The sequence below is a fragment of the Treponema socranskii subsp. socranskii VPI DR56BR1116 = ATCC 35536 genome (assembly GCF_000468115.1).
In the GTDB taxonomy this organism is placed as follows: Bacteria; Spirochaetota; Spirochaetia; order Treponematales; family Treponemataceae; genus Treponema_D; species Treponema_D socranskii.
In genome coordinates, this window is record NZ_AVQI01000067.1 from 1 (window position 1) to 15,959 (window position 15,959).

At 50.7% G+C, this 15,959-nt stretch carries 12 protein-coding genes; 8 read left to right on the forward strand and 4 right to left on the reverse strand.

From position 1 onward, the window contains the following. Positions 1 to 470: 470 nt before the first annotated feature. The 4 genes from HMPREF0860_RS08640 (at position 471) to HMPREF0860_RS08660 (ending at position 3,436) form a co-directional block, all read left to right on the forward strand. Positions 471 to 917, forward strand: coding sequence for a PTS sugar transporter subunit IIA (locus HMPREF0860_RS08640; RefSeq protein ID WP_021329093.1), 447 nt, complete (start codon positions 471 to 473; stop codon positions 915 to 917). 80 nt (positions 918 to 997) lie between these two features. Beyond that, positions 998 to 1,537 (forward strand): hypothetical protein, encoded by a 540-nt coding sequence (locus tag HMPREF0860_RS08645; RefSeq protein ID WP_021495705.1) that lies wholly within the window; start codon positions 998 to 1,000, stop codon positions 1,535 to 1,537. A 75-nt stretch (positions 1,538 to 1,612) separates the two neighbouring features. Beyond that, the gene (locus tag HMPREF0860_RS08650) at positions 1,613 to 2,377 is read left to right on the forward strand and encodes a transglycosylase SLT domain-containing protein (protein WP_156001953.1); all 765 of its coding nucleotides are present in this window, start codon (positions 1,613 to 1,615) and stop codon (positions 2,375 to 2,377) included. 393 nt (positions 2,378 to 2,770) lie between these two features. Then, entirely contained in the window at positions 2,771 to 3,436 is a 666-nt protein-coding gene (locus HMPREF0860_RS08660) for a DUF2715 domain-containing protein (protein ID WP_162147007.1), read from the forward strand. 95 nt (positions 3,437 to 3,531) lie between these two features. Here the strand turns inward: HMPREF0860_RS08660 and mnmE are convergent, their stop codons facing one another. Next, complete coding sequence (mnmE, locus tag HMPREF0860_RS08665) at positions 3,532 to 4,917, reverse strand: tRNA uridine-5-carboxymethylaminomethyl(34) synthesis GTPase MnmE (RefSeq protein WP_021329084.1); 1,386 nt, start codon at positions 4,915 to 4,917, stop codon at positions 3,532 to 3,534. A 9-nt stretch (positions 4,918 to 4,926) separates the two neighbouring features. Beyond that, the gene (locus HMPREF0860_RS08670; protein ID WP_038080133.1) at positions 4,927 to 7,254 is read right to left on the reverse strand and encodes a putative glycoside hydrolase; all 2,328 of its coding nucleotides are present in this window, start codon (positions 7,252 to 7,254) and stop codon (positions 4,927 to 4,929) included. Between the two features lie 191 nt (positions 7,255 to 7,445). Between HMPREF0860_RS08670 and HMPREF0860_RS08675 the strand changes: the two genes are divergently transcribed. Then, positions 7,446 to 8,921, forward strand: a complete 1,476-nt coding sequence (locus HMPREF0860_RS08675) for a M16 family metallopeptidase (RefSeq protein ID WP_021329085.1) — start codon at positions 7,446 to 7,448, stop codon at positions 8,919 to 8,921. After that, positions 8,918 to 10,462, forward strand: coding sequence for a M16 family metallopeptidase (locus HMPREF0860_RS08680; protein ID WP_021495704.1), 1,545 nt, complete (start codon positions 8,918 to 8,920; stop codon positions 10,460 to 10,462). The genes HMPREF0860_RS08675 and HMPREF0860_RS08680 overlap by 4 nt, the downstream gene beginning before the upstream one ends. Here the strand turns inward: HMPREF0860_RS08680 and nudC are convergent. Together nudC and HMPREF0860_RS08690 are read right to left on the reverse strand one after the other, a co-directional pair. After that, positions 10,459 to 11,205: an NAD(+) diphosphatase gene (gene nudC / locus HMPREF0860_RS08685; protein WP_038080124.1), complete on the reverse strand. Its 747-nt coding sequence runs from the start codon at positions 11,203 to 11,205 to the stop codon at positions 10,459 to 10,461. The two genes, HMPREF0860_RS08680 and nudC, sit on opposite strands and share 4 nt — an antisense overlap. 99 nt (positions 11,206 to 11,304) lie before the next feature. Beyond that, the gene (locus tag HMPREF0860_RS08690; protein WP_021329080.1) at positions 11,305 to 12,831 is read right to left on the reverse strand and encodes a leucine-rich repeat domain-containing protein; all 1,527 of its coding nucleotides are present in this window, start codon (positions 12,829 to 12,831) and stop codon (positions 11,305 to 11,307) included. Between the two features lie 431 nt (positions 12,832 to 13,262). Here HMPREF0860_RS08690 and HMPREF0860_RS08700 point away from each other — a divergent pair, with 431 nt between their 5' ends. After that, positions 13,263 to 14,318, forward strand: coding sequence for an NAD(P)H-dependent glycerol-3-phosphate dehydrogenase (locus HMPREF0860_RS08700; RefSeq protein ID WP_038080130.1), 1,056 nt, complete (start codon positions 13,263 to 13,265; stop codon positions 14,316 to 14,318). Positions 14,319 to 14,444: 126 nt separating this feature from the next. Continuing rightward, the gene (gene ffh / locus HMPREF0860_RS08705) at positions 14,445 to 15,818 is read left to right on the forward strand and encodes a signal recognition particle protein (RefSeq protein WP_038080127.1); all 1,374 of its coding nucleotides are present in this window, start codon (positions 14,445 to 14,447) and stop codon (positions 15,816 to 15,818) included. The last annotated feature ends 141 nt before the right edge of the window (positions 15,819 to 15,959 follow it).

Sequence of the window (15,959 nt, forward strand, 5' to 3'; positions counted from 1 at the left end):
TTACGACACCGACAACAAGTACAAGCCTGTGTGGTGGCACATTGCAGGAGACGGCACCCTTACCGAACACAAACGCGGCATCGACAAAGGCGCAGCGCGCGGCATTTGCGTTGCGGCACAGGAATAAGGGATAATTCAAAAATTACCCATTGAAATGACTGACCGCTCTCAAGCCGGAAAAAGCTCCGGCTTTTGGGCGGTTTTTTTATGCGGGAGAGGACATACGGCAAAGGTGAATCGCTCGGTTTTACTGAAGGTTCCCGTCAAAAGCGCTTGAAACCGCACGCATAGCAAAACAGCCCGGCGATTCCGTACAAAAGATAATGCAGACTGCCGGCCTCACCGAAGTCGAACGACTGTAACGCGAGCCGAAGTACACATCCGTTTTCCTTTAAGAGTGCGATCAAAGAATGCAGACAAACGGAATTTTTCTCCTTGACAAGAAATCAATCTCGTCATACACTGTTAGTATGGACTTAAGAACAGTTTTAACGACCGATACCGTAGATCTCCATCTCAAGGGAACAACAAAAGAAGCGATCATCGACGAAATGCTTGACTTGCTCGTAAAGGCCGGTAAAGTTGCGGATAAAGCGGCTGCCCGTGAATGCGTGCTCGACCGCGAACGTAAAATGTCTACCGGCATGAAGCACGGTATCGCGATCCCTCACGGAAAAACGGACACGGTGAGCGACCTCGTCGCATGCATCGGCATTTCCGACAATCCCGTCGATTTCGATTCTCTCGATCAAGAGCCGTGCCGTATCTTTATCATGACGCTTTCTCCGGTAAATAAAACCGGTCCGCATCTTCAATTCCTCGCAGAAGTAAGCCTCCTGTTCAAGAGCCCGGAAAAACGGCAGCTCATCCTCGAAACGCAGGACAAAGCGGAAGTCATCAGAATCCTCACCGAATAGCGTTTTCGTTTTTTAGGGAAAACGATTAAAGGCGGTCTTTATGTATTGCATGAAGGCCGTTTTTATTTTAAACTCACACTATGAAACTCGATGTGCGCTTCGAATCGAAAAACGGAAAACTTTATGCGCTTAAAACGGGCGAGGAAGCCGATACGGGCGCTTTGATTCCGTTCGACTCGAGCGTCCTTGCAGACGCTTCGTCCGTAAGCGCGGAAGCCGAAGCGCAAAGATTTTCGCAGGATAGGGGCAAAATCCTCGCGGTATACGTTCCGCTCCGTACCGCAGAAATTTCTGAAAATACGTACGATGAAATGTATCTTGCAGCCCTCCGCGTGTTTTTAAAGAGTATCGAGACGTATGGCGCGTATGCTGTCGTCGTGCCGATTTCGGACTGCGGGTGCGGCGCGGGGCGGTTGACGCAAGCGATGTGTCATACGGCAAGGAGGATTAAAGACTGCGCGTCCGTCATCGGTTTTGCGATTCTCGATACAATGACCGAAAGCGAAGCGGCGGCCTTTATCGATGCGATGAGCGAAAAGCACGCGCACTATGTCTATTTTTCAAACCGGCATGCGGGTTCGTCTTTCGTCACGTACGCCGTCGGATGCGGGCGCGCCTAACCGTAAGCTTTTGTCGCGGGCGGGACGGACGTACAGACGACGCACGTGCGCGCGCCGATTATCGGTATAATAAAAATGAAATACAAACCGGACGGAAAAAATTTTGCAAAGACGCAGCGAAGCGTCCTCATCTTTATAAGTGTATTGGGTGCATTGGCGCTGTCGATATTTTTTATATTTCCCGAACAAAAGGTCGCACCCTTCGACATTCCCGCAGCAAAAAACGAAAAGCCGAAAATACGGGCGGAATTCAATACGCCGCTGTCCGACAAACCCGCCGCCGTGCGGCACGGAGACGAGGGACTCACGCTGTACCGCCAGCCGTATTACCGGCTCGCCGTCGAAGATTTTTATATCAGCGAAACGAACAATCGCGACATTACGCTGGCCATCCTCGAATTTGCCGACAAAAACGATATTCCGCTGTCGCTCGCGTTTTCGCTCGCATATACGGAAAGCCGTTACAATATACGAGCGGTCAACTACAATACGAACAGCTCAATCGACCGCGGTCTCTTCCAGCTCAACGACCGCTCGTTTCCTCATCTCGACGAAAAAGATTTTTTTAATCCCGCAGTCAGTGCGCGCTACGGTATGGCGCACTTGCGTTTTTGCCTCAATATCGCCGGAAACATCATTCCCGCGCTTGCGATGTACAACGCGGGCGCGAACCGCGTGCGCGCAAACAGTACGCCGCAGTCGACGCTCAACTATATCGGAAATATCATGACGCACAAGCAGATGATCGACAAACGCTTTGCCGAAGAAGTTATGGCATATATCGATTACAATAATCCGCTCGATGCGAACGTATCGGTCGCGATGGGCGGAAAACGCTGAACGCGCAAACGACAGAGCTGCCGCCGGAAATGCAGCCGATTTTTTACGATAACGGTTGTTTTTTGGAGAATATAGATTTTCATGTGTAAGCCCTTCTTGACAGGAAAATAAAAAATATTTATAGTAATTATTGAATTTGAAAAGTAGCTTTTATGCGCACTACACTCTTTAATACAATTATAAAAACCGATGCGCTCAATTTTGTTAAAAAATTGAGTCTCCTGTATCAAAACACCCGCCGGTTTATTTCGTATTGGGCACTGCAATCTTTTCTCATTACAAAATCGCATCCGTATTACGCAGGCGATCATCTTCCGCATTTAAAGGGCAGCAATGCTCATTAAAAAGATTCACAAATTTTACGGCAGTGCCTGTAAACAAAAGGAGTATAAAATGAAAAAACTGTTTTTGGTTTTTTTGGCAGCAGCAGCGGTTTCCGCGCATTCGTTTGCAGCGGAATTTATTCTCTCGCCCACGATAGGCTTTTCCAATACGAGCAGCATAGGGATCGCAGTAGCGCAAGAAGGATCGCATGCCGGCGACCGTGAAACCTGTAAGATGTATTTCAATCATATGCCCGTCGGTATAACGCTGGGGCTTATTACGAACAAAGGTTTTACTTTTATGGTAAACAACGATTTTTCTCCGATAGGCAAAGGTACAATGAAGCTTAAAGACGATTCGGGAAACTTAAAACTGGATAAAAATATCATCTTTCAACAGAGCGTTTTTTTCGGCTATACATTTAAATTGGTCAACCAAAAACTCTTTATCAACATCGGGTCCGGATTTATTTGGGGCGTCGGGAGACTAAAACCGTATAGCTTTGAAAGCCACGGATACTTGCCGGAGAATATGCCTCTCGTTACTTTCGGCATTCCGGTACAGGCCGGGGCGCAGTTCTTTTTTACAAAAAACATCGGCATCAATTTGATGGTGACGGATGCGCTCGGATTCGCAGTCGGAAACTTAGGTAAGAACAGCAACGATGACCGAGTGTATTCGATCGGGTTTTCCTACATGGGTACCGTAAAAGTCGGTCCGGTATTCAAATTTTAATAATTGACTACCGCTAAAAACTCGGCCGTTTTTAGCGGTACCGTTTAATCGTCCGAACGCAATATGCGCCGACGGGAAAGCCCGCCTCTGCACGCTCACTTTCCGACGCAAAAATTCCCGAATACGCTTTCGAGTATGTCTTCCGGCGTCACTTCTCCGGTCACTTCGCCGAGAGAGGCGAGCGCGTCTTCCAAATCCTGAACGACGGCATCGAGCGCGTAGTCTTCGTCGGCGCTCTCAAGCGCATGGCGCACGCTTAAAAGCGCTTCTTCGACCGATTTTTTTTGTCTGGCCGATCCGAGTCCCGCCTGCTTCCGATCCGTATCCGTTCCCGAAACGAGAGAGCGTTTTACTTCTTCGACGAGCTTTCCGATCCCGTCGCCCTTTTTTGCACTTACGGTCACTTCCGCGCGGAGATCCGCGATCGTTTTTTTCTGTTCATCGGAAAGCCGCCTCTCATCTTCGATATCGCTTTTGTTCCATACGAACACGACGGGTTCGGAACACTCTCTCAAAAAAGCTTCGTCGTCGGAGGTAAAACCCGCCGTACCGTCGGCGAGATAGAGTACGACGTCCGCATCCTTTGTAAGGGAACGAGCGGATTCGACGCCCTGCTTTTCGACGATGTCCGCCGTCGCGCGCAAGCCCGCCGTGTCGAAGAGGCGCACCGGTATGCCGCCGAAATCCGCCCAGCTTTCAAGCCAGTCGCGAGTCGTACCCGCGATGTCGGAAACGATCGCGCGTTCTTCTTTTAAAAGCGTATTGAATAAACTCGATTTGCCGGCGTTCGTCCTTCCGCACAAAACGACGCGCGCTCCGTCCTGATAAAGCTTTTCGCTTTTCCACGAATCGACGAGAGACTGCAAAAAAAATGCCGCCTGCTCGATGTCCGCACGGTCGAAAGAATCCGCTATCGTCTCTTCGTCTTCGGGATATTCGACGGCGACTTCGATAGAGGCGAGCGTATCGACGAGCAGCTTTTTTATCGAATCGATTTCGTCGAAGAGAGAACCCGAAAGCCTTCCGGCAGCCCGGCCCCTCGATGCGTCGGTGCGGCTTTCGATGATTTCCCTCACCGCTTCCGCTTTTGTCAAATCGGTTTTTCCGTTGACGTAAGCGCGGAACGTAAACTCTCCGCGCTCGGCTTCGCGAAATCCGTTTGCAAGCAGCAATTTATTAATCGCGTTTACGACCGCAGGCCCGCCGTGGCACGAGATTTCCGCCATATCTTCGCCGGTAAAACTTTTCGGAGCGCGAAAAACCGACACGAGCACTTCGTCGACTTTTTTATCTCCGTCCCGAATCCAGCCGTACACGATCGTGTTGCCTGCGGCACGCAGCAATGCGTCGGGACGCGAAAACAGTTCGGCAATGAGTTCGATGCAGCCTTTTCCCGAAGTGCGCACGATGCCGAGCGCGCTCGGAGCGAGCGCCGTCGCTATAGCGGCTATAGGTTCATCCGGCGTATAGGTTCCCGACATGTACGCTCCTCAGCGCAAGCGCATAAACGGAATATAGAGAAACGGCGTATAGCCGGACGCTTCGGACTCTTTGCGCGTTTTTTCCTGATGGAGTACGCTGTCGAGTACGGAAACCGTTTCATCGGCAAAGGGCGGCTTTACCGCGCTTCCGAACGCGGGCTTTCTGAACTTTTCATCCGCTTCGGGTGCCGTACCGATATACTTCGATTCGGCCGTTACGTCGGGAAGGATATAATCGTAGGCGCCGAGATTGTTCCAGTACAGATAACCGCGGTCGACGGAATCGCGCACGCCGAAAATTTCCTTTTGAATGTATTCGGTACCGTAATATTGCCGGTCGTAGCTCACGTTCAATCGGAACGCCTGCACCCACGGGCGGATAATCGTTCTGTTCCTCGTCATCACCGATGCACGGAACGTTCCGTAATAGTAAATTCGATACGTCCTGTCCGCATAGGGCGCGCGGTTCATAAAATCGTGTTCGAAGTGATTGGGATAAAACATCGGCGAGATGACATCGACGTATTCGCCGAGCATTTCCGCATCCTGCCCCGTGCGCGTACCGCTGCGGTACCATCCGTTGGCACCGTAAATATCGATCCCGATCGGCGCATCGATGTTTTCGCGCGCATACGAAAGAAACGAAATGAGCGCACTCTCTTTCGTCATGCCCTTGCTTTGCCAGCGATACGACGCGCTCTTCAAATTCAAACCGTCCGTCGGAAAGCGGATGTAATCGAATTGGATTTCATCGAAACCGCGCGCGATAAGCTCTTTTGCGACAGCGACGTTGTATTCCCATACTTCTTCGGAATACGGATCGACCCAGTTTTCATCGTAATACGACGCCGTCTTTTTCCCGGCCGAATCGGATCCGGCATCATAAGACTTAGTGCCGACCCACGGACTTTTCGACGCGGCATCCCATACCGCGTACTTGCCGCCCGAATACTTGGCGAGGTTCCGGTCTTTAAACACGACGATGCGCGCAATGAGATATACCTTATCCTTTTTAAACTCGGAGACGAAGTGATCGACATCGACGGCGTACTGCGATACGCGCCCTTTTTCCGCGACGAACGGATCGCGCGGCTTGTAGCGCAAAAGACCGTAATCGTCTTTCATATCGATGACGAGCGCGTTCAAATTATTATTATTTATTAATTTTCTGAAATTGTCGATTCCCGTCTGCTCGCTGCCGCGGTTCGGCGGCATGTATACGCCCTTTTTCAAGTTCGCTTTTTCCGCGTACGGCGTGTTGATCGTGCCGGGGTAGAGCATCCACAGCTCTCCGAGCAAAAGACCTTCGGCAAGACCGCTTTTACTTTTCGGCACCCACGCCGCGTTGACGATGCCAGGAACGCATGAAAAACTCCGCTTCCAGCTTTCAAAGTTTGCAGGGATGCCGGGACTTTGTAAAGACACGGCATCGATCGAACCGAGCGATTCTATGCGCGTAAAAACGAGAACGCTTCCGACGCTCGCAATGCTTTCTATGCTGTCGGCGGGTTCCGTTCCCTCATAGATGCACACGGATGTTTTTGAGTCCCAATCGAATCGATAGAGGTTCGGCAAATACGACTGCGCAAAATAGATTTCGGTATACTTCGTTCCGTCAGCTTTTGTCCTCACGAGCGGATAGATATCCGAAATCTCGTCGGGAGATGTGAGCGACGCCGGCATTTTTATACCCTTGGGAACATCCTGCCACACGGCGTTTTTCGCATACGGAAATATATACGACAGTCCGAATATCGGGTGCGATTCGAATACGGCGAGCGCCCCTCCTTCCATCGTCGCAATCGCAACGGCTTTGATGCCCGGCGTTATCTTGCTCGTCGAGCCGATCGACTTCCACTCCTTTCCGCCGTCGCTCGTTATGTACACGTCGTTTTCGGTAGCCGTCGCCATGTTCAGCGGATTTAAGGGATCGAAAGCCAAATCTTTGAGAATCGGAACCTGCTCCGTAAGCGTCACGGTTTTTCCGTCGTATTTTTTAATAATGAGCGGAGCGATGCCCTTGTTGCGCAATTCGAAATCGGCAAGATTTTCGCTGTACACGATTCCCTTCGATGTGCGGAAATACCAGCGTTCGCCGAAATTTTCTCCCGCTTCAATGCGCACGATCTGCTCGACTTTTCCGTCCGTCCACAAAGGGATCGCGGTATTCGATGACGTAATCCTATATAAACCCTTATCCGAACCTGCAAGAAATGCCGCTTCCCGTCCTGAGTCTGCGGAAGACGGCAGCTCGTAGAGCGGCTTTGCATCCTGAGCAAAACCTTTTGCCGGAGCGATAAAAAAAAACGATGCGATAAAAAAAAGTAAGAGAGCCATATATCGATTATCGGCAAGCCCTTCGCAAATGTTTAAATCGAGCGGGAAACGCATCGTACATGCACAGCATCGTACACGATCTACGGGCGGAGAAGGCAATATTTTGCGCACATTACAATCGCGCACGTTGCAATAGTACGCGCTTTTTTCGCGGTATTCCCCAACGCGCGGTTTTTCGGCATACTGCCGGTATGACTTTTTTAAAACGTACCGTGTTTACTCTCTTTTTTCTGTCGGCAGCCTTTTTCTCTTTTGCGGAAAAGACGCCGATCGAAAACGTACACCGCTATAAGCTTGAAAACGGACTTGACGTATACGTCGTCGAAAATCATGCGGCACCTCTTGCGTATATCGAAATCGCGGTAAAGGCGGGCGGCATCGCGCAGACGAGCGAAAACGCGGGACTCTTTCACCTCTACGAGCACATGATGTTCAAAGGCAACGCGAAGTATCCGAATGCCGCGAGCGTGCAGCGCGCCATAAGCGATATGGGAGTGCCCGATTGGAACGGGACGACGGGCGCGGAGTGCGTCAATTATTATTTTACGGTGCCGTCGGCACTGCTCCGAGAGGGGATGGAGTTTTGGAGTTATGCGATCAGATCACCGCTTTTGGACGAAGCGGAATTCGAGCGCGAAAAAAAAGTCGTGCTTTCGGAAATCGAAGGAGGGCTTTCCGACCCGAACACGATTTACCGATACGATATTCAAAAGACGCTTTTTCCGAAATATCCGTGGAGATGCGATCCTGCGGGCTCTCCCGCCGTCGTGCGGAATGCGACGCTCGATCAGATCCGCGCGATTCAAAAAACCTACTACATACCGAACAACGCTTCTCTCTTTATCGCAGGCGACGTGAATCCCGAGTCAGTGCATGCGCTTGCAAAGGAATTGTACGGTTCGTGGGAACGCGGAAAAGATCCGTGGGTTCCGCCGATCGAACAACAGCCTGTCAATCCGCTTCCGCACACGACCTTCCGCGTTATGCCTTACGACCGGATTTCGATCGATACGGCGCAAGTGTCCGTCATCTGGCGAGGCCCCGATGCGGGCTATGACAGAAAGGCGACTTATGCCGCCGATATGCTCGGCTACTTTTTCGACGATCCCGACGGCATCTACGTTCGAACGATGATGCAAAACGAAGCGCTCGGCATTCCCGATCCCGAGTACCTGTGGGAAGGCTATATGACGACCCGCGCGACGAGTACGCTGTCGTTCGGCGCTTTGCTTCTTTCGCCTGAAAACGATTTGCCGCAGCGCGCAGCTCTTTTTTATACGACGCTTACAGAAAACATCGTGGAGCGCATTAGGGGCGATGCGGCGATTTTTTCGACGCGGCAGTTTTCGCGCGTATATCAAAAGATAAAGGATACCTTTATCGACGACGCAGAAACGGCCGAGCGCGTAAAGACGAGTCTCCGTTTTTGGTGGATCACTGCGGACGCGGATTATTATTATCGCTATCTCGACAATATGATGAAAATCGATAAAGACGATATCGACCGATTTTTGACGGAATACGTTTCGGAGCGTAACGCGCTCGTTACGGTGCTCGTCAATCCCGCCGTGTATGAAAAGCAAAAAGAAGCGTTTGCCGCGGCGGGCTTTTCTGAAATCACCGCCGATACCGCATTTTGGTATAAAGATACGGAGGCGATAAAATGAAAGGATCTTATATGCGTTCGTTTTTTTATCGTTTCGATTTGCGTGCGTCCGCGAGGCGCGGCGGCGAGAGATACGCTTTCTTTCGGCACACGTGGTTCCCGCGCCGTGTTCCCGTGTCGATCCGCTCCGCGCGGTTTGCTTTCTTTCGGCGGATATCGATTCCGTTTTGTGCGCTCCTGTTTTCCGCTTTTATCCTTTCGTGCGCGTCGGTAAAAACCGATAACGCGAAAGCCGCCGAGGGATGCGTTTCCGTCAGAAAGGATGTGCGGGAATTCCGCCTTTCGAACGGCATCCCGCTCTACGTCCGAAAAAATCCGGCGAACAGAAAACTCTCTCTTTCCGTCATCGTCAAAGGAGGAACTTCCTATCTCTCTCCCGAAACCTCCGGTTTGGAAAAGGCGCTCTTCGATATGATGACTCGCGGTTCGGAAAAGTACACATACGACAAACTCCGCGCTCTCGCGTACGAAACGGGATTTTCGATTCTGCCGCAGGTTTCGCGTGAAGGAGCCGTCCTTTCGATGAGCTGTATCGATTATTATTTCGACAAAGTGCTGCCGGTTTTTGCGGATGCGTTTTTGCATCCTTCGTATAATCCGCAGCAGTATAAAAATCTTATGACCGATTACGCGCAGGAAATGCAGCGCTTCGAAAGCGATCCGGAAAGCATGCTCGCCTATCGAATGACGCGGACGATTTTTAAAGATCATCCCTATGCGGCAAGCTCGTCGGTAAGACCCGAATCGATCGGCAATATTACGGTCGAAGCGATGCGCTTGCTGCACGAGCGCGATACGGACGCACGTCGCATTATGATCGTTGCGGTCGGAAATTACGATGAAAGAAAATTATTAAAAAAGCTCGACGCCGCTTTCGGTTCGATTCCCTCTCGGTCGTACGATCTTCGCTCCCCCGATGTGCCGCCGCTTACCGTATCGGGAGAACCGATCGTCATCGGAAGCAAAGCCGCTTCCGGCACGGGCTATCTTGAAAAAGCGATGAGCGGCCCCTCGCTCTTTGACGATGATATGCTTGCGGCATCTCTCGCCGCTTCCATGTATTCGCAAGTGCTTTTCAACGTCGTACGGGAAAAATACGGCGCGTGCTATTCGCCGAGCGCATCCGTCACTCCGATGCGGGCGGGACTTGCGAACGTGTACATATTTAAGGCGAGCGATTTGGCAAACGTCGTGCGCTACGAAAAAGAAGCCCAATCGATTTTCGCAGCGGGCAAAGTGATCGACGGAAAAAACGATGACGGCACGTATATTTTTTCGTCCGTCGTCGACAGGCTTCGAGGCTATAAAAATCAATACGTCAATTCGTTTTACGCTTCGTCCGTGACGAACGCCGGCGTCGCTTCGCGCCTCACATACAGCCTCCTCATGTTCGGAGACCCGTATGCGTACGACGAAAAAATTGCCGAACTTTTTTCGGTGAGCGCCGACGATGTACTCCTCGCATTTCGAAAATATTGGGTTGCAGGCGGCAGGTGGTTTTGCGTCGTCGGCCCGGAAGATATCGATACTGTTAAATTCTAACCGTATACGCCCGTGATGAGGCGCCAGCCCATGCTTCCCCGTTTCGGGAAAGGCGGAAGCGCGTCTTTCGTAAACCACTTCGCTTCGACGAGTTCCGATTCCTGCACGCGTATGTCGCCGCTTTTATATTCGGCGCGAAAGCCGAGCATAAGCTGGTCGGGAAAGGGCCAGCCCTGACTTCCGACATAGCGCAGGTCTTTTATTTCGATGCCGACTTCTTCGCGCACTTCGCGTACGACCGCCTGTTCCGCGCTTTCACCGATTTCGATAAAACCCGCGATGCACGTATGGATGTTTTGATTGCGCACTCGGTGTTTTGCGAGGAGGAGCTTATCGCCCTTTGTTACCAGCACGATGATGCACGGTTCGATGCGCGGAAAAAACTGCGCGCCGCAATTCGTACAGTTTCGCGCGGAAAGCTTTTCGTCGTCGGTGAGAGGCGCGCCGCAGGAAGGGCAAAAATTATACGAAAGGCGCCATGCGAGCATTCCCTTTGCGCGTGCGGCGCGGGCGCTTTCGCTTTCGCCGTGTTCGGCAAAATAGCTTCGAATCGGGATGAGTTCGTAATTTTCGTCAACTGCGCCGTCTTGAAGGAGGGCGGCTGTGTATGCGTACGGCGTTTCCGAAAAAATATCGCGGACGGCATTCGATTCGCGTAAAGCGCGCCACGCTTTTTCGTCGGGCAGCGCGTGCGAATCTTTACGTACGAGCAAGTCGTTGCTGTGGAAAATATAGTAGTCCATAGACAGGCTTACTATATCGAGCGGACAGTCTTTTGTAAACGCCGCATTTCGGGCATCGGCTGTCAATGCCCGAATGATTTTTAGATCGAATCAGCTGTTTTACTCGACCTCTTCTATTTGATTTTCGGCAACACCGCATGCTATAAGCATTGCTTTTATTGCGCTGCCCTTTTTTACCTTAAACGCAGCACCCGCTTTGCAGTAAGAAAACGCACTGCTGCCGATTGAGGTAAGGGCGGTACACTCTGAAAAATCAAATTCATCAACTGTGCTGCAGCCGTTAAAAGCAAGCATGCCGATTGTCTCAAGCTTTGCCGGCAAAACTATCGAATCTTCTATTCCTCGACAACCGTTAAAAGCAAAACCGTCGATAGTTTTAAGATTTGCAGGCAGCTTTAACTGCAGTAAGCCCGTACAACCGGAAAACGCATCGGTACCGATTATTTTAAGATCGGTACAGGAAGAAAGATCCGCTTCTGCTAATCTCGTACAGCCTGAAAAGGCGCCAATCGCTATTTCCGTAAGATTTGCAGAAAAGTTAACAGATTTTATCCTCCGCGCACTGCACAACAGTCTGCCGGGCTGTCTTTTATCGTAGATGATATTATTTTGAACCTTAAGAGATGTGTTTGCAGGATCTACCGTAATCGTTTCAAGTTTTGTACAGCCTTCAAAGGCGTTGCCTACAATCGTTTTAAGGCTTGCGGGCAAGTTCACGGTCTCTATTTTCGTACAGTTTGCAAACGCAAGACTAGGGATTTCAGCAAGATTGATAGACTGTGGAAAATCAAAGCCGTCAATTTTGTTGCACGAGTAAAACGCACCGATATCGATTGTCTTGAGGTTTTTCGGCAGACGCACCGTTCCGGTTATTCCCGTACATCCGAAAAACGCCTGAAAACCCAAGGTTTCAACACTGTCGGGTAAATTTAACGCTTTTAAATTCGTACAACTTTTAAAAGCAGCTTCCCCTATTTCTTTAAGATTTGGAGGAAAGTCAATCGATTCTATTTTCGGTACGCTACAAAATATCTTTGTTTTGTCGCGGTTGTAAATGATACCGCCCTCTTCGATTAATTTTCCGTCGGCTTGTACCGTAAGCGTTTCAAGTTCCGTACAGCCTTCAAAGGCGTCGCCTATAATCGTTTCAAGACTTGCGGGTAAGTCCACCGCCTTTATTTTCGTACATTTTGCAAATGCCCAACTGCCGATTGAAGTAAGATACTTACACTGTGAAAAATCAAAGCCGTCGACATTGCTGCACGAATAAAACGCACCGCCGCCGATTGTCTTGAGATTCGCCGGTAAAACAATCTCTCCGGTTATTCCCGTGCATTCAAAAAACGCGCCACCGCCGATTTTTGTAAGTCGGGTACAGGAAGAAAAATCCACCCCTGTCAAACTCTTACATTCTGAAAAGGCGTTAGCCGCTATTTCCGTAACGTCCGCCGGTATGACGAGGGTACCCGAGGGTGTTCCTTTATAGCCTTTAAGCACGCCGCCATCGATCTTCAAATTCGGGTCGGGACCGCTCGGTTCTGCAGACTGCGGACAGCCCGTAATAAACAGCGCGCACAGCAGCACGAGTGCCGGCGCAATCGGCATACTCTTTTTCATAGTTTTCATCGGAACCTCCTAATAATAACTTTGAAAGAAGTATTACCTTAATAAAACAGTGTACACTGCGTACGGATACAAAACAAGTTTTACGGACGGTACATAAGATGAGGTTTGTAAGAGGTAATGTTCTGCGAATTTACGTAAGCGTAAACACCGCAAGACTAACACACCGCCATCCGGGGCGTTGCGGGGTGTCCCCGCCGGAAGGGGCAGCGCGCAACAAAGTGCGCGCGAGGGGAAGGCTTTCCCCTTTTGTTAAGCTCATACTTTTAAAACTCGACGTTCGGACTTTTATATAAAAATCGATTTTGTGTCCGATCAATGTATCGATTGCAAAAGAGCGTATGCACGTGTATACTGTTACCGCGCCGGACATGGAGTTCAATACGGTATTCGGTACGGCACATATAAAATCAATTATTAATACAGGAATCGCTATGGAATCGAAATCTGTCGGCATACTCGGAAGCGGTGCATGGGGTACGGGTTTGGCACAAGCGCTCGCACGCGGCAATCATCGGATACGGATGTGGGCGCGCGAAGCGGACGTCGCCGAGTCGGTTAACAATGATCACGAAAACAAACGGTATCTGCCGGGCTACAGGCTGTCGGAGAACATCACCGTTTCAAACGATATCGTCGAAGTCGCTTCCGACAAAGAATTTTTAATAATCGCTTCTCCGTCGCTGTATATCGCCGACACGGTAAAAAAGATTACCGCTCTTCCCGGTATCGCAGACGGCAGTACCTGTATCGCCGTTCTTACGAAAGGCTTTGTGCCGGCCGCCGACGGGCCGAAGCTCGTGCTTTCGACGATCGAAAATCTTTTGCCCGGCATCTACAAGGGATGCACGGTCTACGTGTCGGGTCCGAGCCATGCGGAAGAAGTTGCAGTCGGGAAAATTACGGGACTCGTCGCCGCGTGCGAAAACCCTCGCAATTCGATCAGAGTGCGGGAGCTTTTGCGCGTGCCGGGGATTTTGCCCTATTCGTCGTTCGACGTCGTCGGCGTGCAGATCTGCGCCGCTGCGAAAAACGTCATCGCCGTCGTATACGGTGCGATGGATGCGCTTGCCGAAACGTCGGAAGAGTTCGGCGACAATGCGGAATCCCTTTTGATGGCCGCAGGCTTAAACGAAATTCAAACGCTCGGATTTGCGATGGGCGCGACGCACGCGGAAACTTTTACCTCGATCGCGGGCGTGGGCGATTTGGACGTAACGTGCAAAAGTAAATACGGACGGAACCGCCGCTTTGGACAGGACTTGATTAAAAAAGATATCATGTCGCAGTTTTCGAATCTCGACGATTTGATCGAAAATATGACAAAGCTCGGCTATCTTTCCGAAGGGGCGATCGCGTGCAAATACGTGCACGAAATCGCGCAAAGAAAAAATCTCAAACTGACGATCTGCGACGGATTATACCGCATATTGAATAAGGAGATTTCTCCGCGCGATTTTATCGCACAGCTTTTGACGCAGGAAAAGTAAGCGCGCGCAAACGTACGGGCATTCCGTCCGCGTCCGCAGTACGGCGCCATCGCGCTCGTCCCGTGGGGCGCTTTGTTCGGCGCGCGCCGCATTGCAAAAAAGAGGCGGGGCGGGTATAATCGGCCTATGCTTGAAAAATTAACAAATACTTTTTCATCGATTATCCAAACGGTGAGCGGAAAATCGACGATCACCGAAAAAAATATTGAAGATACGGTCGAACGCATTAAGACGGCGCTCCTCGAAGCCGACGTCAATCTTCGTGTCGTGCGCCGTTTTGTCAATTCGACGATCGAAGAAGCGAAGGGCGAAAAAGTTCTTCGCGCCGTCGATCCCGGCGAACAATTCGTTAAAATCATTTACGACAAACTCGCCTCTATGCTCGGAGACGCGAAAACCGATCTGCATTTAAAAGGGCCGGACACGCAGTCGGTGATTTTGCTGCTCGGTTTGCAGGGGTCGGGTAAAACGACCGCAGCGCATAAACTCGCATACCGCTTGGCAAAAGAAGGACGGAAGCCGCTGCTCGCCGCGTGCGATTTGGTCCGCCCTGCCGCCGTCGAACAGCTTTCGCAGCTCGGCGAAAAAATCGGTGTGCCGGTATTTAAAGAAGAAGGCGTATCCGCCGTGCGCGTTGCAAAAGATGCGCTCGACTATGCGCGGAAAAATTCGCTCGATACGCTTATCGTCGATACCGCGGGGCGCTTGCAGATAGACGAAGCGATGATGAGCGAACTCGTCGATATTAAAAAAGCGCTTTCTCCCGACGAAACGATCCTCGTCGCCGACGCGATGACCGGTCAAAACGCGGTAGACATCGCGAAAACGTTCGACGAAAAGCTTTCGCTTTCAGGCGTTATTTTAACAAAATTCGATTCCGATGCGAGAGGCGGTGCGGCGCTTTCGCTTAAAACGATGACCGGTAAACCCATTCTGTTTATCGGTACGGGCGAAAAAACCGAAGACCTCGAAGTCTTTCACCCCGACCGCATCGCAAGCCGCATCCTCGGCATGGGCGATATCGTTTCGCTCGTCGAAAAGGCGCAGGAAACGGTCGACCGCGAAGAAGCGGAAAAGCTGCAAAAAAAGATGGCGCGCAACGAGTTTACGCTCGACGATATGCTCACGCAGTTTCGGCAAGTGCGCAAGATGGGCAGTATGCAGCAGCTTATGGAGATGATGCCGGGTATCGCACAGCAGATGCAGGGACGCGATTTCGATACGGACGGTATGAAAAAGCAGGAAGCGATTATCCTGTCGATGACGAAAAAAGAGCGGGCGAACCATTTTATCATCGGACCCGCGCGCCGTAAACGCATTGCAAAGGGGTCGGGGACTTCGGTCGCTGACGTCAACAAATTGATAAAGCAGTTTGAAAAGACAAAGCTCGCGATGAAAAAGCTGAGCAAAAACCGTGGCATGCAGGCGCAGTTTATGAATCAGCTCGGCGGAAACGCCGCCGATATGGAAGCCCTCGCGAAGAGGTTCGGAAGACCTTAACTTTATATTAGGAGGGATTTGGGAAATTGCATATACCTACCAATCAAAATATGATACATCCCTTAATATAGGGTTATAGATATGATACCATACCTGTATTATTGAATGATGCTGTAAAAAATAATCTGATATAGGGTTTTT